Genomic DNA, 18,364 nt, shown 5'->3' with positions numbered 1-18,364 from the left:
TGGATTGTCCCTGGGCGGACAAACGCCCGCCAAGGGACATATAGGTCAGGAGAACAGCACTGACGACAGCTTGCGGCGGCCATAATTGGTGGCCGGCTCCTTCGGGCCCCAGGCCTCGAAGAACTGCAGCAGCTGCTTGCGCGCGCCGTCCTCGTTCCAGCTGCGGTCGCGGCGGATGATGCCGATCAGCTGATCGACGGCACCCTGATGATCACCGCGCCCGTTCAGCGCCAGCGCCAGATCGAAGCGGGCCTGATGGTCGTCGGGGTTTGCCTCCACCTTCGCCTGCAGCCCGGCAAGATCGCCCAGCTGTTCGGCCTGTTCGGCCAGTTCCAGCGCGGCAAAGGCAGCTGCGACCGTCGCGTCCTTGCGGGCCTCTTCCGGGATCATCTCCAGCGCCTGCCGGGCGCGGGCCAGATCCCCGGCACCCAGATAGCAGCGGGCAAGACCGGCAAGGGCGCGGGTGTTGGCGCTGTCCATCTGCAGCACGCCGCCGAACATCTGGGCGGCCTGTCCGTAATCCTTGGCTTCCAGCAGGGCCTCGCCCTCGGCCAGATAGGTGTCCACCGGCGAGGCAGGGGCAGGGCCCGCCACACGCTCGATGAAGGCCTTGATCTGGCCTTCCGGCTGGGCGCCCATGAAGCCATCGACCGGCTGGCCGTTCTTGAAGGCAATGACGGCCGGGATCGACTGGATGCCGAGCTGGCCCGCCACTTCCGGATGGTCGTCAATGTTCATCTTGGCCAGCAGCACGGCGCCCTTGGCGGCCTTGACGGCGGCTTCCAGCGCCGGGGTCAGCTGGCGGCAGGGGCCGCACCAGGGGGCCCAGAAGTCCACCAGCACCGTCTGGTTGCGCGAGGCCTCCAGAACGGCCTTTGCAAAGGTGGGGGTGGTGACGTCGAAGATCAGATTGTCTGCACCTGCCGCCGGAGCCGGGGTCTGAGGCTGCTGGCTGCCATAACCGGAACTGCCGTAGCTGCCGCCAAAGGAGCCGCCGGCCTGACCGCCCATGCTGAAGTTTCCACCGCTCATCGTCGTTTTCCCTTGTCGTCACAAGGACGGCTCAACAGCATGGCGCGTGAGCCGTCAGGAGTTCGCTTTGTCTTTAACATGGCGCGGCGGCGGGGGAATTACAAACCCTGCGCCTTCGCCTCTTCCGTTACCGCCAGCACCTGCGGCTCATGCCCGCAGGCGCGGGCAAAGGCCAGCAGGCCGTCACGGGAAATGGTGGTGGTGGCATCGTTCGACAGCGGGTGGAAGTTCAGCACCTCGTGCTGCATCATCGCCGCGTCGAAAATGGGCGTCACGCGCTGCGCTTCCCGGTCGTTGTAGAGGCCAAAAGGCGTGACGGAGCCCGGCACCACACCAAGGCATTCCATCAGCTGGTCAGCATTGCCGAAGGAGACGCGGCCCTGTCCGCCGATCAGCGTATGGATCTGCTTCAGATCCACCGTGGCATCATGCAGCACCACCACCAGAAAGATGCGGCCCTTCTTGTCCTTCAGGAAGAGGTTGCGCGTGTGGGCGCCGGGGATCATGGCATGCACGTCTTCGGATTCCGCCACCGTGAACACCGGCCGGTGATCCGTGGTGCTGGTTTCGAGCCCAAGATCATCCAGAAATGCCAGCAGCTCGCTGCGTGTTGCCATCATGCCGTCTCCCGCTTCCCGCCCGCCGCTTAGGCCGCAAAATCTCTCTCTTTCCATGCTTCTAGCTGATCAGGGTCTTGCGCGGCAAGGCTTCCCGCGGGCAGGCAAAGGGCGCGTTGCGGCCTTCTGTCCACAGCTCGTCCACACGGCGGAAAAAGCCGTAGCCGGGTCAAAAAAGCCTGTTGCATTCGCAGGCCGCTTGGTTCATATACAGCCCACCTCAGCGGCGGGCCTTCGCAAGACGGCTTTCTGCAGCGCTTAAGCGGGCGTAGCTCAGGGGTAGAGCACAACCTTGCCAAGGTTGGGGTCGTGGGTTCGAATCCCATCGCCCGCTCCAGTTTCCGGTCAATCGGCAATCTGGTCCAGCGTCATTGAGGATACCCATCCGGCTTGCCGGATTTGTGCGGGCGTAGCTCAGGGGTAGAGCACAACCTTGCCAAGGTTGGGGTCGTGGGTTCGAATCCCATCGCCCGCTCCAGTTTCGAAAAAGGCTGCCGCAAGGCGGCCTTTTTTAATGTCTGCAGAGCGGGTTGCAAATCCGTGCGGTGCTCATTGGCAACAGCTCGTTAAAATTACCCTTTTGTTAAACTCTTTATCGCAATTTGCCTTAAGATCCGTCCCACTCAGTAGTTCGTTCAGGACAGACCCCACCCATGATGCGCAAGTTCGCTCTTCTCGCCTTGACCTCCGCTCTTGCCGGTGCCTCCCTTCCGGCGGCCGCGCAGGATTATTCCTATGGTTCCTCCAGCGGCACCTCCGGCCATCAGTATGTGCTGGATCTGGGTGTCGGTGCCCTGGTCAAGCCGCGTTACGACGGCGCGGATACCTATCTGGTGTCACCGGTTCCGCTGATCTACGTCAGCCGCTTCTATCTGCCGATTCTGGGGCAGGTGGCTGACGGCCAGGCGCGCACGGGCATCTATTTCTACCCGTCCTTCAACTTCATCGGACAGCGCCGTCCGACCGATACATCGAAGCTCAGCGGCACCCGCAAGGTGGACTGGGCGCTGGAAGCAGGGCTGGGTGCCGGTTTCCAGGGCGATGGGTTCCGGGTGTTCGGCGAGCTGCGCCAGGGCTTCAACGGTCACAAGGGGCAGACCGGTCAGATCGGCGCTGACCTGATCATGAAGCCGATGCCGAAGCTGGAGCTCAGCGCCGGTCCGCGCCTCGGTTTTGCCTCCAGCCGCTACATGGACACCTACTTCAGCGTTTCGCCGTCAGAGGCCCAGGCCAGCGGGCTCAACGAGTTCCGCGCCAGCGGCGGCTTCAAGAGCATCGGCGTTGCGTCCCGCGCCAGCTATGATCTGACGGATCAGGTGAAGCTGCATGTGGAAGGCGGTTATGACCGGCTGATCGGCGATGCGGCCCGCAGCCCGATCGTCCGCAACCGCGGCAGCCGCAACCAGTACACCATCGGCACCGGCGTGACCTACCGGTTCTCCTTCGACGCGTTCTGAGTTGCGTTATACCAAGGCTTTCGATGCTGACGCATCACGCCTTGAAAATGCTCAAGCGCCGCACGGGCTTAACCAATGCTCGATCAGTCAAGCTCATGGAGCATTGGTATTACCCGCTGACAGACATGAAAAAAGGGCCGTCCGGTGGGGCGGCCCTTTTGATTCTATCCCTGCCACTCACGAGCAAGGCTTCAGCGGCTCGAAGCCGGCAGGCAATTCGGTGCGCGCGTCGCCGCACAGGTTGATCATGCGCTTGGGGTCAAGCCCGCGCACATCCTTCAGCTTTGCGCCGGGCAGGCGGGTGTTGCGCAGCAGTGCGCCGGTCATGTTGGCGCCCGAGAGGTCGGCATCGGTGAGGTCGCCGCTGGTGATGCGGGTGCCGCTGAGGTCCGCATTGCGGAAACTGGCATCCACCGCGATGATCCGGTCGAGACCGGCATAGGGCAGGCGGGCATTGTCCAGCATGGCACTGCTCAGGTCCGCCCGTTCCAGACTTGCTCCGTCCATCTTGCTGCCGGAGAAATTGGCGCCGATGGCTATGCTGCGGGTCAGTTTGGCGTTGCGCAGATCCGTGTTGTCCAGCTTGGCGCTGGTCAGCACTGCGTCATTCAGATCCGCGTCCCGCATGTCTGAGCCGGACAGCCTTGCCTTGATCAGGGATGCCTTCTCCAGATCCACGCCGCGCATGGAACTGCGGGTCATGTCCGCCCCATCGAGGTTGGCGCGCTCCAGTTCCGTGCGGCGCAGGTCAGCGCCGGCGAGCCTGGCGCCGGTGAGAATGGCTTCCTTCAGATCGGCCTCGCGCAGGTTGACGCCGGTGAAATCCGGCATGTCCAGCTTCAATGTGCGCAGGCTCTCCAGCTTCAGGTCGCAGCCGGGGCAGCCATTCTGTGCGGTGATCTGGTCGAATGTGCCTTGCGGGGCCGCCGTCTGTGCAAAGGCGCGCCGCGAGCCCTGCGGCAGCAATGCGAGGGCCGTCAGGATGAGCGCTCCTGCAAGTTTCGATGTCAATCGCAGTGCCATGTCCAACCTCCTGCGCCCCCGCGCCTCTTTTAGCCCTCACCGGGCCGGGCGGAAAGCACAGAGTTGCACAGCCGGACATCTTGTCCCGGTCTGCATTTCAAAGATGGAGGGGAAGAGTGCTGCGGGCCGGAAGGAAGTAGCGGGTCGCAGTGCCACTTCCTTCCGTCCGCAATCGCTGACGACGCACAACCTGACAATCAGCTTCCCGACATTAGGATTGGAGTGGTTTCCAAAAGGTTTTCTTTGTCGATAAAACTGATCTTCGTGCGTTTTATTTGGTTTAATGATGTTTATCTTTGTTATTGATTTTATTATGCATGGCAGAATGCAAATTCCGGTTAATTTCTATTAATCACTGGAACTCCGAGCGCAGATCGACGGTCGAGCGCTCGCCAACGGCATCGTAATTGCGCTCCACCCAGCCGGCTGCGGTCTTGCGGCCGATGGAGAACAGCTCCTCGATGAAGGCCCATTCCGCATTGGACTTGGAGGAGGCCTGAAGCGGCTTCAGGGCTTCTCCGTCGATGCGGTGGAAATTGACCTTCTTGTAGTCCTCTTCATTCAGCTTGCCTTCGTTGAGAAGGCGCAGCACGAATTCGATGGACCGCATTTCGCGCAACAGCGTGGAATTGAAGGTGATCTCGTTCATCCGGTTCTGGATTTCGCGGGCCGTCTTCGGGGTTTCCTTGCGCTCGATCGGGTTGATCTGCACCAGCAGCAGGTCCTGCGTGCCGGTCTCGTAGAACAGCGGATAGAGCGGCGGGTTGCCCATGTAGCCGCCGTCCCAGTAGGGCACGCCGTCAATCTCCACCGCCTGGAACACCTGCGGCAGGCAAGCGGAGGCCATCACGGCATCGGCCGTCAGCTCGTCTCCGCTGAAAACCTTGATCTTGCCGGTGTGCACATTGGTGGCCGACACGAACACCCGCACACGCCCGCAGGCGCGGACGGAGTCAAAGTCGATGATCTCCTTCAGCACCTCATGCAGCGGATTGATGTTGAGCGGATTGAACTCGTAGGGCGAGGCGAAGCGGGAGATGAGATCCATGGCAATGTAGCTCGGCGAGAAGTCGAGGCTCCACTGGCCAAGGGCCATGTCCAGCGGTGAGCGCCGGATCGGGCTGAGATAGGCGTGCTGGCTGACCTTCTTCCAGAAGGTCCGCAGACGCTCCCGGGCTCCCTCCACTCCGCCCTCGTGCAGGCCGCAGGCCAGGGCCACCGCATTCATCGCGCCGGCCGAGGTGCCGCTGATGCCGTCGATCTCGAAGCGGTCATCTTCCAGAAGATAATCCAGCACCCCCCAGGTGAAGGCGCCATGGGCGCCGCCCCCCTGAAGGGCCAGATTGATGACCTTGCGCCCCGGTGCGGATTTGCGCGGCGGGACGTTCCGCTTTCTGGCCTCTGTCATTACTGGGCCGTCCAGCCGCCATCGACGGGCAGCAGCGTGCCTGTGATGGACTTGGCTGCATCCGAGCACAGGAAGACGGCAACAGCCGCGACTTCTTCCACGGTGACGAATTCCTTGGTGGGCTGAGCCTTCAGCAGCACCTCGCGCTTGACCTCGTCCTCGGTCATGTTGCGCGCCTTCATCGTGTCGGGGATCTGGGCCTCGACCAGCGGCGTCCAGACATAGCCCGGGCAGATGGCGTTGACGGTGACGCCATTTTCGGCAGCTTCCAGCGCAACCGTCTTGGTCAGGCCTGCAATGCCGTGTTTGGCGGCCACATAGGCGGATTTGAAGGGGGAGGCGACCAGCGCGTGAGCGGAGGCGGTGTTGATGATCCGTCCCCAGCCGCGCGCCTTCATGCCCGGCAGGGCGGCGCGGATGGTGTGGAAGGCCGAAGACAGGTTGATGGCGATGATCGCGTTCCACTTGTCGACGGGGAACTCGTCGATGGGCGAGACATGCTGGATGCCGGCGTTGTTGATCAGGATGTCGACGCTGCCGAATTCCTTCTCCGCCGTGGCGATCATGGCGGCGATCTCGTCGCCCTTGGTCATGTCGGCGGGCGAATAGAGGCAGCGGACGCCGAAGTCCTTTTCGATGCCGGAGCGCTCGGCCTCGATCTTGTCCTTGTCGCCAAAGCCGTTGATCATCACATTGGCGCCTTCGGCTGCCAGCGCCCGTGCATAGGCAAGGCCGATGCCGGAGGTGGATCCGGTGATGACGGCGTTTCTGTTCTTCAGCATGTCTTTCAGGCTCCCTGACCGAATTCCGGCCGCAGCTTCACATGAAGCTGCCTTGCACTGCAACAACGCAGTTGCGCTGATGCGGTTGCGTGACAAATCGGTAATGAAAGCCTGAGCTTTTGCAGGGCGCTGCCCCGCCTGCTTGCAGCTGTCCGTCAGTGCTGGGCGAACATCGGATTGTCCGGGTTTTCAGCCCAGAGTTTTTCCGCGACGTCCTTGTAGGCCACGGTCACGACAGCAAGGCCAATGGTGGTGGTGATGATCTGCAGCAGCGTGCCGAAGACGGCCAGAACCACGAAGCCGAGGATGATCGAGCCACCGGCGAGGATCTGATATCCGCCTGCAATGGCAAGGCCGAGGACCAGGATCACCGGAATGCTGAGCAGAAGCGTTGTCACGAACATCGGCCCGGCATAGCCCTTGCTGATGCGGAAGGCTTCTGCCACCGGCAGGTGGTGGCCAACGGCAGAGGCCGGGACGATGAAGCTGATGCGGTACATCAGCGCAATGGTCAGGACCGTCAGCCCGGCAAGCAGCACCACCATGATGATATGCGGCACGAAAGCGTTGAACATCATGGCAACGAGGATGATGCCGATGATCGGCCCCATCAGGATCAGGGCCGTCTGCACCATGCGCCAGAGTACCCGCCGCTCATACAGTCCAAAGCGCAGGTGGATGAGGCCGGGCTGTTCCTGCAGCAGGCCAAACCGGTGCCAGCCGCTGGCGATGGAGGCGCCGCTGACCAGTGACAGCACGAAACCGGCCAGGGCCAGAATGATATTCAGGCCCGGGATGCCTTCGCTTGCATCGGTCAGGGCATTGATGACCAGCATGATCACCATCCACGATCCGGCAATACGGAAGGCGATGTTGATGTTCTGGCGGATCAGGGTCGCTGACTGATGCAGGATATCCGAATACATGGGGGCTCCAGGCTGGTCTTGTCACTTGCAGGAAATGCCAAGTGCAATCATCAGGTCTATAGGCCGGTCCGGCGGGGCGGCGCAAGTGCTCCGGATCACAGTTTGCCGCGCTGATGCGCTGCATCGCGCCTTGCGTGCGGTTCTTGATTGCCCTTATGTGAGAGCCAATTTAATCAGGCCATGAAAAGCGCCCGTCCCCGGTGCGGGCGGAGGGTGAATACGAGGTTGGCTGATCTGATGAGCGAGTATGTCCCGATGCGCCTGCCCCGGCGCCGGTCGGTTGCCGTGCAGGTGGGTTCCGTGATGGTGGGCGGCGATGCGCCCGTCGTCGTGCAATCCATGACCAACACGGACACGGCGGATGCCGATGCCACCGTGGCGCAGGTCGCCGCGCTGGCGCGGGCCGGGTCCGAGCTGGTGCGCATCACGGTGGACAGGGACGAGTCCGCCGCGGCCGTGCCGCGCATCCGCGAGCGGCTGGAGCGCATCGGCATCAATGTGCCGCTGATCGGCGATTTCCATTACATCGGCCACAAGCTGCTGGCTGACCATCCGGCCTGTGCCGAGGCTTTGGCCAAGTACCGCATCAATCCGGGCAACGTGGGCTTCAAGGCCAAGCGCGACACCCAGTTCTCGCAGATCATCGACATCGCCCAGAAATATGACAAGCCGGTGCGCATTGGCGTCAACTGGGGCTCGCTCGATCAGGAGCTTCTGACGAAGCTGATGGACGAGAACGCCTCCAGCGCCAATCCGATTGCGGCGTCTGCCGTCATGCGCGAGGCGATCATCCAGTCCGGGCTTCTCTCGGCCGAGCGGGCCGAAGGCCTCGGCATGGCCCGCAACAAGATCATCCTGTCCGCCAAGGTCAGCAATGTGCAGGACCTCATTGCCGTTTATGCGGATCTGGCGGCGCGCTGCGACTATGCGCTGCATCTGGGCCTCACCGAGGCGGGCATGGGCACCAAGGGCATCGTCGCCTCAGCGGCGTCCATGGGCATTCTGCTGCAGCAGGGCATTGGCGACACCATCCGCGTGTCGCTGACGCCGGAGCCGGGCGGTGACCGCTCGCGCGAGGTGCAGGTGGCGCAGGAGCTGCTGCAGGTGATGGGCTTCCGCGCCTTCGTGCCGGTGGTGGCGGCCTGTCCGGGGTGCGGGCGCACCACGTCGACCGTGTTCCAGGAGCTGGCCAGCGACATTCAGGAGCATATCCGCGTGTCGATGCCGGTCTGGCGCGAGCAGTATCCGGGGGTGGAGAACCTCAACGTCGCGGTGATGGGCTGCATCGTCAACGGGCCGGGCGAGTCCAAATTCGCCGACATCGGCATCTCGCTGCCGGGCACGGGCGAATCGCCTTCCGCCCCTGTGTTCATCGACGGCGAGAAGGTCATGACCCTGCGCGGCCCCTCTATCGCGGACGACTTCAAGGCCATGGTGCTGGGCTATATCGAGCAGAAATACGGTTCGGGCAAGCCGCTGGAATTGCCCTCCGCTGCGCAGGAGTGAGTTCGCCCTCCCGGCCGCAGTGCTGAAACAGGAGTTGCCGGAATGCTGAATGCGGTGAAGGACGGCGGTGCAAAGCCGGCCATTCTGGTGATCACATCACAGGTGGTGCGTGGCAGTGTGGGCGGGCGCGGTGCGGTCTTCGCGCTGGAGCGTCTGGGCTTCCCGGTGTGGTATCTGCCGACCATCCTGTTGCCCTGGCAGCCGCTGGTCGGGCGCGGTCAGCGCATCGTTGCGCCGATGACGGATTTCGACGCCATCACGGCGGATCTGGCAGCTTCCCCCTTCCTGCCGGAGATCGGTGCGGTCATCACCGGCTACCTTGGCTCGCCGGAACAGGCCACAGCGGTTGCGCGGCTGATCAAGGCGCTGCGCAAGCTGCGGCCCGAAGTGACCTATCTCTGCGATCCGGTGATCGGCGATCTGGAAGGCCTCTATGTGCCGGAGGCAACCGCTGCCGCCATCCGCGACGAGTTGGTGCCGCTGGCGGATATCTCGACGCCGAACCGTTACGAGCTGGCCTGGCTGACCGGGCGGCCAACCGATTCGGAGCTGCAGGCCCTGTCCGCTGCGCGGCATCTGGGGCCGGAACGGGTGGTTGTCACCTCTGCCCCGGCGCTGCGGCGCAATTCCATCTCCAACCTTCTGGTGGGCCGGCGCGGCGCCGTTGCGGCCGAACACGCGGCCATCGACAATCCGCCCCATGGCACGGGCGATTTCTTCTCCGCCCTGTTCATGGCCCGTCTGCTGGAAGGCATGGACGAGGACGAGGCGCTGGTGCGGGCGGCCGCTTCCGTGTTCGAGCTGGTTGCCCGCACGGTGAAGCAGGGCGCCAACGAGCTGCTTTACGCCGCCGAACAGCAGACGCTCTGCCGCCCCATGGCGCTGGTCAGCACCCGCCGGGTGATGGAGAGCGCCGGCGCGCGATGACCGGGCCGGGCTCCATGTCTCAGGCCAGACGGGTTGCCGGAGTTGATGGCTGCCCGGCGGGCTGGATTGCGGTGATTCTTGACGAAAGCCTGACCGCGCAGCCGCAGGTGCTGGTGACGCCCCGCTTTGCGGATCTTCTGGCGCTTCAGTCCCGGCTTGAGGTTCTGGCCGTGGACATGCCCATCGGCCTGCCGGACCGGATCGGCCCAGAGGGGCGCGGGCCGGAACGGCATGTGCGCCCGCTTCTGGGCATGCGCCAGTCCTCGGTGTTTTCCGTGCCTTCCCGTGCCGCGGTCTATTGCGAAGACTACCGGGAAGCCTGCCGCATCGCGCAGGAAACGTCAGAGCCGCCGCGCAAGGTGTCGAAACAGGCCTTCCATCTCTTCCCGAAAATCCGCGAGCTGGACAAGGCGCTGGCTGATGAGAGGCAAGAGCGCGTGTTCGAGGTGCACCCGGAAGTGGCCTTCTGGCGGCTCAATGGCGGCGCGCCCATGAGCCTGCCGAAGAAGGTCAAGAGCCGCATCAACCCGGCGGGCATGGACGAGCGCCGCGCCTGTCTGGCCGCTCACGGGCTTGAGCCCGCGTTCCTGTCACAAAAGCCGCCGCGCGGGGCAGCGGCGGATGATTTCCTCGATGCCTGCGTCAATGCCGTCATGGCCCTGCGCATCCTGGCAGGCGGGGCGGAGCCCTTCCCGAAGGATTTCTCCCGCGACAGCCGCGGCCACCGCATCGCCATCTGGGCCTAAGGTTCCGCGAGGTTCAGGGCTTCACCCTCGGCGCCGTGGTGACGGTGGTCAGGTCGACCTGGGGCGGGGTGGCGTCATCGTCTTGCGAGCCGCTGAAACTCAGCCAGCGTTTGAAGAAGCCGGGCTTCTGTTCACCAGCCTGAGCGTCCGGAGCGAAGGCCGTTGCCGTCACCTCCGCTGCGGGCTGCGGCTTTGCTGCGGCAGGGGTGGCTGCCTGAGAGGCTGCCTGAGAGGCCGCAGGTGATGCCGCGCCGGCGGCGGTCTGCCCGGGCTCGCCAGGTGCTGTCTCTGCCGGCTGGCCGGCTTTCGAGGCAAAAAGGCTGGCGAAGACGCCGCCGGTGGACGCCGGTGTTGCTGGAGCCTCTTCGGCAGACGTTGCGGCAGCCGCCTGTTCGCCTGCCTCTTCCGGCTTGTCATCGCTGCCGAACTTCGGGTTGACGATGGAGGCGATCAGGGCAGCGCGTTCCTTGGCGCGCTTTTCGCGCTCCGCCTCTTCCCGGATATTGGCCATCGCCACTTCGAAGGCCTGCGCGTCCTTCTTCTGCTTGGCTTCCACGGCAACACGGATGGCCTGCGGGACTTCATAGGCCGGGCATTTGGCCGTGGCGCGGAAGGGCACATTGGCCATCAGCGGCGTGGCGTTGAACACATACTGCTTTTCGCAGACATCGATCTTCGGCGCCTGCTTCGTCACCTCGAAGTGGTCATAGCCCACCTTCAGCATGCGCCAGAAATCCATGTGCGGGCTGTCATTGTGCCGCGCCATGTTTTCCGCCGTCATGCGGAAGGGGAACGCCTGCACCTGGAACGACCGCTGCCCGCCCTTGAAGCTGTCCCGGGCCAGCGCATAGATGTCCTCGATCTGCGGATCGGTCATGGCATAGCAGCCGCGCGAGGAGCAGGCGCCATGCACCATCAGATGCGTGCCGGTGCGGTTGTGCGACCGGTCATAGGCATTGGGAAAGCCCATGTTGAAGGCAAGGTGGTAGCTGGAGTTGGGGTTCATCAGCCCCGGCGTGATTTCGTAGAAACCCTCCGGTGCCTGCCGGTCGCCTTCCTTGACCTTGGGACCCAGCTCACCGGACCACTTGCAGATCTCGAAGGTTTCGAGCAGGGCAAAGCGGCCCTCCCGGTTCTGCTTCCAGACCTCAAGCGTGCTTTCTTCCTTGAAGATGCGGATCAGGATGGGCGAGCGCGCATCCATCTTCAGTTCGGTGAACTTCGCCTTGATGGCCGGGCGCACCTCGCGCAGGTGCTTGGGGCCGAAGGAAACGTATTCATCCCCCGACTGGCAGCCGGCAAGAAGCGTGGCCACAGCCAGGGCGCCAGCCAGGCGGATCACCTTGCGGCCCGGAATTTTCGGAAAGGCAATCACGCCCATCTGCCGTCACACCTGAAAGAAAAACTGCCCGCCTTCCCGCTGAGGACAGGCAAAGCCATCACCGGCACAAGGGTAAGGTGCCGTCTCTTCTTCCGCAAGATGGCAGTACCACGCTGGATCATAAATCACCGTAGAGAAAACGGGCGGATGGAGGGGATGAACCGGTCAAAACAAAAACCGGCGCAGGCATCCCTGCACCGGTTTCAGAAGGTTACATCCGCGCAGCTCTCAGAGGCTGCGGCCGATGGCGAGGAACTTGTCGCGGCGCAGCTTGCGGACCTCATCGGCGGACAGGCCCTCGAAGGACTTCAGCGCCTCGTCGATCGCCTTGCCGGCGCGGTCGATGGCCGTCTCGCGGGCGCGGTGGGCGCCGCCCGCCGGTTCCTCGATGATGCCGTCGATGATGCCGAGTTTCAGGAGGTCCTGTGCGGTGATCTTCATGTTGGTCGCCGCTTCCTGCGCCCTTGCGCTGTCGCGCCACAGGATCGAGGCTGCGCCTTCCGGCGAGATCACGCTGTAGATGGCGTGTTCCAGCATCAGCACCTTGCTGGTGGCGGCAATGGCGATGGCGCCGCCCGAGCCGCCTTCACCGATGACGGTGGCGATGTTCGGCACGCCGAGGCTGAGGCAGCGGTCGGTGGAGCGGGCAATGGCTTCCGCCTGGCCGCGCTCTTCCGCGCCAAGGCCCGGATAGGCGCCGGCCGTGTCGACGAAGGACAGCACCGGAATGCCGAACTGGTCGGCCAGATCCATGATGCGCACCGACTTGCGGTAGCCTTCCGGACGGGCCATGCCGAAATTGTGCTTGAGGCGGGTTTCCGTATCCGAGCCCTTTTCCTGCGCCAGAATGGCGACAGACTGGCCCCGGAAGCGGCCGAAACCGGCAATGATGGCCTGATCGTCGGAGAACTTGCGGTCGCCGGCCAGCGGCGTGAAGTCCTCGATGAGGCCCTGGATGTAATGGGCCGCATGCGGGCGGTCCGGATGGCGGGCCACCAGCGTCTTCTGCCAGGGGGTCAGCTTGGAATAGAGGTCGTTGAGGGTCTGGCTGGCCTTGGCTTCAAGGCGGCCGACTTCCTCATCCACGTTCACCGCTTCGCCGGTCGCTGCCAGCGCGCGCAGTTCCTGGGCCTTGCCGATGATGTCGGCGACGGGTTTTTCAAATTCCAGATAGCTGTGCATGAACCGTTTACCTGATGGCCGCTGCAGTCCCGCCCGCAGAGGGCTGGACCTTTCGCGCGCCGTGTGTCCCGGGTCTAATGTTGTGGCGCGACACTGGAGAGCAAGACCCCATGAGTCAAGCGGGGCTGTATCAGGAGGTTAAGGATGGTGCAAGCGATCCCCGGCAAAACCGCCGGGGCCTGTTTTGAAAAGGCCGGAAATCCGTGCCTTCAACGGGCAGCCTGATCCTGTCCGGGGCCGTTGATGTTCAGCTTCGTGGCTTCCACAACCATCTGGCCGCTCGCTGTGGGCATGACGATCCGGTAGGGAATGAGCACGTCATTACGGCCCATTGGCGCCAGCCAGGCTTCCATCTGGGCTTCTTCCATCAGCTTGACGGATTCCTTGCCCGGACGGTGGCCGGCAATCGCCTTCCAGCGCGCCCCGCAGACGACGACAGGCCCGTCATAGCCGCGGCCGGAGACTTCCTTGATCTCCTTGTATTCCATCTGGATGTCGAAGCGGGTCCAGCCGTCAAACACGGGCAGCTTGCGCTTGCAGGCGGCGGGCCCCAGCGCGTCCTTGCCCGTGGCGACCGGCATCACAGCGGCGCTCAGCGGGTCCATGGCGTTCTGCTGGTGCTTCTTGGTGATTTCGACGCGGTCCGGCACCGGCTTGAAGGGGGGCGCGGCCTCCGCTTCGCGGATATTGCCGGAGCCCTGCGTCATCAGCACGTAGAAATCGCGGTTGGCGGCCTGCGAGGCCATGGAATATTTGGACGGCACCACTTTGCCGCCCACCAGCCAGCCGGTGGCCTCCGCGCCGCCGCGTCCGGTGGAAAACAGGCTGCCGATGCCGGCGGGCTCAAGCCCGACCTTGGCCGAATAGGCATTGCCCTGCAGCACGATGGACATGCTGCCCTTGCCGATGACAAGTCCCGCGACCGTGATGTCATAGAGCCCGCCGATGCGGGCGGTCTTGGCACCGGCGTCAGCGGAAGCCATCGAAACGGGCAGGGCGGTGGCGCAGGTCAGGGCGAGCGCACGAAGGGTGGCGGGCAAGGTTCCGGCCTTTCTGCTCAATACGTATCTCGACACGTCGAACCTCCTCGGCACCTTGTCCGGTGCCTGGTGACAACTTTTCCTGGCAGGAGCCGCCGCCCCATTGCTGCCTGCCTGGCGAACTCTTTCATGTCCTTCCGGCGCGGCTGGCGCGCAGCGAACGGCATCATCATGCCAATTGTTCGGCGGTATGGTAACCGCTTGGTTAATTTCCGGCATCCTGCATCGGATTTTGCAGCTTTCGCTTTCCTGAGGCGGTGAAGCCTTGACGCTGACCGCCAAGGCCAGTATAGGGAGCCAGATTTTTCCGAAATGAGCCGGTTTTGATGTTGCCGGACCTCGCGGTCCGCTCCATACCGGCTGTAACCGTACCGGGTCCCAGCGGCCCCGGCCAGTAGAAAAAGGGTGATCCAATGGCACGCCGTTGCGAGCTTTCCGGCAAGGACGTCATGTCCGGGAACAACGTTTCCCACGCCAACAACAAGACCCGTCGCCGGTTCCTGCCGAACCTGTGCAACGTTTCCCTCATCAGCGACACGCTGGGTGAGTCGTTCAAGCTGCGCATCAGCGCCCATGCCCTGCGCTCGGTCGAGCACCGCGGCGGCCTGGATGCCTTCCTTCTGAAGGCTGCTGACTGCGAGCTGTCCAACAAGGCACGGCTGATCAAGGCAGAAGTCAAGCGCCGTCAGACCGCAGCTGCTGCGGCCTGACGGCCCGCTGCCGGATGAGCAAGACAAACGCCATTTCCAATGGTGATATCGCCATCGCAGTGCTTGCGATGGCGATTGTCGTTGTGGCCTCCAATTTTCTGGTCCAGTTCCCCGTCGAGGGAACGGTGGGCGGCCTTCAGCTGGCCGACCTGCTGACCTGGGGTGCCTTCACCTATCCGGCTGCCTTCCTTGTCACCGATCTCACCAACCGGCGCTTCGGTCCTGCCGCTGCGCGCCGGGTGGTTTATGCCGGCTTTGTGCTGGCGGTGCTGCTTTCGGTGGTTCTGGCAACGCCGCGCCTTGCGGTGGCTTCCGGCTCGGCTTTCCTGATTGCCCAGCTTCTCGATGTGACGCTGTTCAACCGGCTGCGCCGCGCGGCCTGGTGGAAGGCGCCGCTCGTCTCGTCGGTCATCGGCTCGGTGGTCGATACGCTGATCTTCTTCTCGATTGCCTTTTCGCCGCTCTTTACCGGCCTGCTCGGCTATCACGATGACTTCGCCGTCGAAAACGCGCCGCTTTTCGGCATCTTCGCCGCGGAACTGCCGCGCTGGATTTCCTGGGCCCTGGGCGATCTGACGGTGAAGCTTTCCGTCGCCCTGTTCCTGCTGGCGCCCTACCGCATTCTCTTTGCGTTCATCCGGCCGATGCAGGACACAGGTTCCGCACCGCTCTCCCGCTGATCTGCCTTCAATCATCAAGCCTGAACCGTAGCAGCAGCGTGCGCTGCAGCAGCGAGCGGTTGTTGTCCGACATCAGCGTCAGGATCACGCGCCCGGCCGCATCCTTGTGGATGCCGAGCGCTTCCATATTGTCGATCTCATGTGAGGGACCTGCCTCCAGCAGGATTTCCCCCTTCAGTTTTGCGCCGGGGCGGATCTCGCTGCCCTTGAAGCGGCGCAGGCGCATGCCGATCCAGTCCTGCATGTTGAAGCGCCGCTCCAGCAGCAGAAGATCGCCACCCGGCAGGAACTCGGCCTCCGTGGCATCGAACTCGCCGGAGCGCTCGATCTCGAAACTGCCCGCCAATGGCCCGCCGATGATGAAGCCGGGCAGGGTGTTCTTCGCCGCATCCGGATTGCGTTCGCCAATGGCGACGAGACCGCCCTTCAGCGGGCTGGACAGGGCCGAGCCTGCCAGTGCCTCCGGCCCCTTGTTGCCGCGCAGTTTGCGGAAGCCTTCCGGCGTTTCCACCTGCGACAGGGCCCTGGCCTTGCCTGACGTCAGCGGCCAGGCAAAGCGGTAGATGCGGTTGACCCGCTCCACGCTGACGAACAGCTCCGTCCGCTTGCCGTTGATGCCAAGCGTCATGCCTTCCGTGTCCCAGGCCTTGCTGTTTTGCAGGACGGCGCCCTTCGGATCGAGTGCAAGGGCGGTGCGGGCAGACGTGATGCCCAGCGGGCGGCCGTTGGCGTCCTGTTGCAGCTCGAAGGCGATCCAGCGGGCGTCATCGGTCACCGCCAGATGGGACGCGCCGCCCTCCAGCGTGATCAGGGCGGAGATGCCGCCATATTTCTTGGCAGGCAAGGACAGGTCCAGCCCGCCCAGAAAGGTGAGCTTGCCAAAGCGGGTTGCATCGCTGCCGCGCTGAAACTGGGTGATTGGCCGCGTGCGGATGGAGAGGCTTTCCCCGTCCTGCAGCACCGGTGCGGCATGGGCCTCCGGAAGGCCTGCCGCACCGGTGAAGGCCAGCAGGATGGCGGCTGCCGCCGCCAGCCAGGCCTTCCTCATGCGCGCTTGCGCCGCCCGCGCTGGGGCACTGCGCCCACATTGGTGTCCTGGAACAGGTCGGCGAGCTGATCGGTCATGGCGCCGGCCAGTTCCTCCGCATCGACGATCGTCACCGCGCGCGAATAGTAGCGCGTCACGTCATGGCCAATGCCGATGGCGATCAGTTCCACGGGCGACCGGTTCTCGATTTCATCAATGACGAAACGCAGGTGCCGCTCCAGATAGTTGCCCGGATTGACCGACAGGGTGCAGTCGTCCACGGGCGCGCCATCGGAGATCATCATCAGGATGCGGCGGTTTTCGGTCCGCGCCAGCAGGCGGCGGTGCGCCCAGTCCAGCGCCTCGCCGTCGATGTTTTCCTTCAAGAGGCCCTCGCGCATCATCAGGCCGAGATTGCGCCGTGCCCGCCGCCAAGGGGCATCCGCCGCCTTGTAGATGATATGGCGCAGATCGTTGAGGCGGCCCGGCTGAGCCGGCTTTCCGGCGGCAAGCCAGGCCTCGCGGGACTGGCCGCCCTTCCAGGCCTTGGTGGTGAAGCCGAGGATCTCCACCTTCACGCCGCAGCGCTCCAGCGTGCGGGCCAGAATATCGGCGCAGGCGGCAGCCACCGTGATCGGGCGGCCGCGCATGGAGCCGGAATTGTCGAGGAGCAGCGTCACCACCGTGTCGCGGAAATTGGTGTCGCGCTCCTGCTTGAAGGCGAGCGGCTGCATCGGGTCCGTCACCGCGCGCGTCAGGCGGGCGGTGTCGAGGATGCCTTCCTCAAGATCGAAGTCCCAGGAGCGGTTCTGCTGGGCCATCAGCTTGCGCTGCAGGCGGTTGGCAAGCCGGGCCACGGCGCTCTGCAGGTTGACGAGCTGCTTGTCGAGGAAGGCGCGCAGGCGGTCCAGTTCGGCCGCGTCGCACAGGTCTTCCGCCGTCACCACCTCGTCGAAGCGGGGCGTGTAGATGCGGTAATCGGAGACCGGGCGGTTGCTCAGCGGGGCTTCGCGGCGCTGGTTCTCGCCCGGCTCCTCAGCGTCGGCATCGAGGTCTTCCTGATCCATTTCCATGGAATCGGATTCGGAGGCTTCGGTGTCGCCGGCCTCCATTTCCTCGCCGGTCATCTCCGTTTCCTGCGGCATGCTTTCGTCGCCGCCGGTGTCTTCTTCCGCCTCGCCGCCGGTTTCCGCGTCCTCGTTGCGGCCCTGCTCGTCGCTCTCCTCCGGATCGTCGTGCTCGTCATTCTCGTCGCCGGCCTCATCGGCCATGTCGAGCGCCTTCAGCACGTTGCGCATCTGGCCGGCAAAGGCGGCCTGATCTTCAAACCGGGTGACGAGCCGGTCGAGATCGTGTCCGGCCTTCTGCTCGATCCAGCCGCGCCACATGTCGACAAGCTTGCCTGCGCTTGGCGGGGGCGGGGCGCCGGTCAGGCGCTCGCGGATCATCAGCGACAGGGCATCGACCAGCGGTGCTTCCTCGCGGCTGGCCACATCGGCAGAGCCGAGGCGGACGTATTTGTCGTCCAGCATGGCGGCAAGGTTGCTGGCAACGCCGGGCATGCGGGCCGCGCCCACCGCCTCGCAGCGGGCCTGCTCGACCGCATCATAGATCTGCCGCGCATCGGGGGCCTTCGGCGCGTGGCGCTGATGCACCTTCACGTCGTGGCAGGCCATGCGCAGGGCCATGGAATCACCCAGCCCGCGGGTGATCGTCAGCTCCCGCAGACCCGGCTTGCGCGCCGGTTCGGGCAGGCGCGCCGCATTGGGGGCAAGGCCCGGGCGGTCACCGGAGAAGATGACCTCCAGTTCCGGATTGCCCGCAATGGCACGCATGGTGCCGGTGAGGGCCTGCTTGAAGGGCTCGGTGGGCGACTGCCCCTTGCCCCCGGCTCCGCTGTTGCTGCCCGGACCTGCCATT

17 protein-coding genes and 2 tRNA genes are annotated in these 18,364 nt (G+C 64.1%); 8 read left to right on the top strand and 11 right to left on the bottom strand.

Annotated elements, in window-relative coordinates; all coding sequences use genetic code 11:
- Positions 1-45: 45 nt before the first annotated feature.
- Positions 46-1,032, bottom strand: coding sequence for a thioredoxin (trxA, locus tag AC0CMF_RS20315; RefSeq protein WP_206110725.1), 987 nt, complete (start codon positions 1,030-1,032; stop codon positions 46-48).
- A gap of 98 nt (positions 1,033-1,130) precedes the next feature.
- Positions 1,131-1,652 carry a prolyl-tRNA synthetase associated domain-containing protein gene (locus tag AC0CMF_RS20310; protein WP_019965362.1) on the bottom strand — a complete coding sequence of 174 codons (522 nt, stop codon included), beginning with the start codon at positions 1,650-1,652 and terminating at the stop codon, positions 1,131-1,133.
- A 259-nt stretch (positions 1,653-1,911) separates the two neighbouring features.
- On the opposite strand from AC0CMF_RS20310, the gene AC0CMF_RS20305 reads away from it, so the two are divergent.
- From AC0CMF_RS20305 to AC0CMF_RS20295, 3 genes are all read left to right on the top strand, one after another.
- Positions 1,912-1,986 (top strand) — tRNA-Gly (locus AC0CMF_RS20305).
- 66 nt (positions 1,987-2,052) lie between these two features.
- Positions 2,053-2,127: transfer RNA gene (locus tag AC0CMF_RS20300), tRNA-Gly, on the top strand.
- Between the two features lie 175 nt (positions 2,128-2,302).
- Entirely contained in the window at positions 2,303-3,106 is an 804-nt protein-coding gene (locus AC0CMF_RS20295) for a MipA/OmpV family protein (RefSeq protein WP_050473903.1), read from the top strand.
- A gap of 177 nt (positions 3,107-3,283) precedes the next feature.
- Here the strand turns inward: AC0CMF_RS20295 and AC0CMF_RS20290 are convergent, their stop codons facing one another.
- The 4 genes from AC0CMF_RS20290 to AC0CMF_RS20275 form a co-directional block, all read right to left on the bottom strand.
- Positions 3,284-4,129, bottom strand: a complete 846-nt coding sequence (locus AC0CMF_RS20290; protein WP_208977118.1) for a pentapeptide repeat-containing protein — start codon at positions 4,127-4,129, stop codon at positions 3,284-3,286.
- 352 nt (positions 4,130-4,481) lie between these two features.
- Positions 4,482-5,537 carry a patatin-like phospholipase family protein gene (locus AC0CMF_RS20285; RefSeq protein WP_050473904.1) on the bottom strand — a complete coding sequence of 352 codons (1,056 nt, stop codon included), beginning with the start codon at positions 5,535-5,537 and terminating at the stop codon, positions 4,482-4,484.
- Positions 5,537-6,319 carry a 3-hydroxybutyrate dehydrogenase gene (locus tag AC0CMF_RS20280; protein ID WP_374629116.1) on the bottom strand — a complete coding sequence of 261 codons (783 nt, stop codon included), beginning with the start codon at positions 6,317-6,319 and terminating at the stop codon, positions 5,537-5,539. Before AC0CMF_RS20280 ends, AC0CMF_RS20285 begins: the two co-directional genes overlap by 1 nt.
- 155 nt (positions 6,320-6,474) lie before the next feature.
- Complete coding sequence (locus AC0CMF_RS20275; RefSeq protein ID WP_122522907.1) at positions 6,475-7,245, bottom strand: hypothetical protein; 771 nt, start codon at positions 7,243-7,245, stop codon at positions 6,475-6,477.
- Positions 7,246-7,482: 237 nt separating this feature from the next.
- On the opposite strand from AC0CMF_RS20275, the gene ispG reads away from it, so the two are divergent.
- Genes ispG through AC0CMF_RS20260 form a run of 3 tightly spaced genes read left to right on the top strand, consistent with a single transcriptional unit; the run spans position 7,483 to position 10,424 of the window.
- Positions 7,483-8,751, top strand: coding sequence for a flavodoxin-dependent (E)-4-hydroxy-3-methylbut-2-enyl-diphosphate synthase (gene ispG, locus AC0CMF_RS20270; protein WP_058898569.1), 1,269 nt, complete (start codon positions 7,483-7,485; stop codon positions 8,749-8,751).
- Positions 8,752-8,793: 42 nt separating this feature from the next.
- Positions 8,794-9,678, top strand: coding sequence for a pyridoxal kinase (pdxY, locus tag AC0CMF_RS20265; RefSeq protein ID WP_374629117.1), 885 nt, complete (start codon positions 8,794-8,796; stop codon positions 9,676-9,678).
- 14 nt (positions 9,679-9,692) lie between these two features.
- Entirely contained in the window at positions 9,693-10,424 is a 732-nt protein-coding gene (locus AC0CMF_RS20260; RefSeq protein WP_374629119.1) for a DUF429 domain-containing protein, read from the top strand.
- A 13-nt stretch (positions 10,425-10,437) separates the two neighbouring features.
- On the opposite strand, the gene AC0CMF_RS20255 is transcribed toward AC0CMF_RS20260, so the two are convergent.
- The 3 genes from AC0CMF_RS20255 to AC0CMF_RS20245 form a co-directional block, all read right to left on the bottom strand.
- Positions 10,438-11,805 carry a L,D-transpeptidase family protein gene (locus AC0CMF_RS20255; protein ID WP_374629121.1) on the bottom strand — a complete coding sequence of 456 codons (1,368 nt, stop codon included), beginning with the start codon at positions 11,803-11,805 and terminating at the stop codon, positions 10,438-10,440.
- A gap of 228 nt (positions 11,806-12,033) precedes the next feature.
- Positions 12,034-12,987 (bottom strand): acetyl-CoA carboxylase carboxyltransferase subunit alpha, encoded by a 954-nt coding sequence (locus AC0CMF_RS20250; RefSeq protein WP_050473911.1) that lies wholly within the window; start codon positions 12,985-12,987, stop codon positions 12,034-12,036.
- 209 nt (positions 12,988-13,196) lie between these two features.
- Positions 13,197-14,063: a DUF3108 domain-containing protein gene (locus AC0CMF_RS20245; RefSeq protein WP_208977119.1), complete on the bottom strand. Its 867-nt coding sequence runs from the start codon at positions 14,061-14,063 to the stop codon at positions 13,197-13,199.
- A gap of 377 nt (positions 14,064-14,440) precedes the next feature.
- Between AC0CMF_RS20245 and rpmB the strand changes: the two genes are divergently transcribed.
- Together rpmB and AC0CMF_RS20235 are read left to right on the top strand one after the other, a co-directional pair.
- Positions 14,441-14,737: a 50S ribosomal protein L28 gene (gene rpmB, locus AC0CMF_RS20240; protein WP_050473912.1), complete on the top strand. Its 297-nt coding sequence runs from the start codon at positions 14,441-14,443 to the stop codon at positions 14,735-14,737.
- A gap of 14 nt (positions 14,738-14,751) precedes the next feature.
- Positions 14,752-15,417 carry a VUT family protein gene (locus AC0CMF_RS20235; protein WP_058898573.1) on the top strand — a complete coding sequence of 222 codons (666 nt, stop codon included), beginning with the start codon at positions 14,752-14,754 and terminating at the stop codon, positions 15,415-15,417.
- A gap of 7 nt (positions 15,418-15,424) precedes the next feature.
- Here AC0CMF_RS20235 and AC0CMF_RS20230 read toward each other — a convergent pair whose 3' ends face one another.
- Complete coding sequence (locus tag AC0CMF_RS20230) at positions 15,425-16,465, bottom strand: esterase-like activity of phytase family protein (RefSeq protein ID WP_058898574.1); 1,041 nt, start codon at positions 16,463-16,465, stop codon at positions 15,425-15,427.
- Positions 16,462-18,363 (bottom strand): cobaltochelatase subunit CobT, encoded by a 1,902-nt coding sequence (gene cobT / locus AC0CMF_RS20225; protein WP_058898575.1) that lies wholly within the window; start codon positions 18,361-18,363, stop codon positions 16,462-16,464. Before cobT ends, AC0CMF_RS20230 begins: the two co-directional genes overlap by 4 nt.
- Between the last annotated feature and the right edge of the window lies 1 nt (position 18,364).

The organism is Pannonibacter sp. CBAS1226 (assembly GCF_055685825.1).
Note: the sequence above shows the minus strand (reverse complement) of the source record. Positions and strands in the feature narration are given on the sequence as shown.

What these genes read in the sequence shown, in the direction of transcription:
- AC0CMF_RS20275 (WP_122522907.1), bottom strand. Translation starts at nt 7,245, where the DNA reads ATGTATTCGGATATCCTGCATCAGTCAGCGACCCTGATCCGCCAGAAC.
- AC0CMF_RS20310 (WP_019965362.1), bottom strand. Translation starts at nt 1,652, where the DNA reads ATGATGGCAACACGCAGCGAGCTGCTGGCATTTCTGGATGATCTTGGG.
- AC0CMF_RS20250 (WP_050473911.1), bottom strand. Translation starts at nt 12,987, where the DNA reads ATGCACAGCTATCTGGAATTTGAAAAACCCGTCGCCGACATCATCGGC.
- AC0CMF_RS20255 (WP_374629121.1), bottom strand. Translation starts at nt 11,805, where the DNA reads ATGGGCGTGATTGCCTTTCCGAAAATTCCGGGCCGCAAGGTGATCCGC.
- AC0CMF_RS20260 (WP_374629119.1), top strand. Translation starts at nt 9,693, where the DNA reads ATGTCTCAGGCCAGACGGGTTGCCGGAGTTGATGGCTGCCCGGCGGGC.
- rpmB (WP_050473912.1), top strand. Translation starts at nt 14,441, where the DNA reads ATGGCACGCCGTTGCGAGCTTTCCGGCAAGGACGTCATGTCCGGGAAC.
- pdxY (WP_374629117.1), top strand. Translation starts at nt 8,794, where the DNA reads ATGCTGAATGCGGTGAAGGACGGCGGTGCAAAGCCGGCCATTCTGGTG.
- AC0CMF_RS20290 (WP_208977118.1), bottom strand. Translation starts at nt 4,129, where the DNA reads ATGGCACTGCGATTGACATCGAAACTTGCAGGAGCGCTCATCCTGACG.
- trxA (WP_206110725.1), bottom strand. Translation starts at nt 1,032, where the DNA reads ATGAGCGGTGGAAACTTCAGCATGGGCGGTCAGGCCGGCGGCTCCTTT.
- AC0CMF_RS20280 (WP_374629116.1), bottom strand. Translation starts at nt 6,319, where the DNA reads ATGCTGAAGAACAGAAACGCCGTCATCACCGGATCCACCTCCGGCATC.
- AC0CMF_RS20230 (WP_058898574.1), bottom strand. Translation starts at nt 16,465, where the DNA reads ATGAGGAAGGCCTGGCTGGCGGCGGCAGCCGCCATCCTGCTGGCCTTC.
- cobT (WP_058898575.1), bottom strand. Translation starts at nt 18,363, where the DNA reads ATGGCAGGTCCGGGCAGCAACAGCGGAGCCGGGGGCAAGGGGCAGTCG.
- AC0CMF_RS20235 (WP_058898573.1), top strand. Translation starts at nt 14,752, where the DNA reads ATGAGCAAGACAAACGCCATTTCCAATGGTGATATCGCCATCGCAGTG.
- AC0CMF_RS20295 (WP_050473903.1), top strand. Translation starts at nt 2,303, where the DNA reads ATGATGCGCAAGTTCGCTCTTCTCGCCTTGACCTCCGCTCTTGCCGGT.
- AC0CMF_RS20285 (WP_050473904.1), bottom strand. Translation starts at nt 5,537, where the DNA reads ATGACAGAGGCCAGAAAGCGGAACGTCCCGCCGCGCAAATCCGCACCG.
- ispG (WP_058898569.1), top strand. Translation starts at nt 7,483, where the DNA reads ATGAGCGAGTATGTCCCGATGCGCCTGCCCCGGCGCCGGTCGGTTGCC.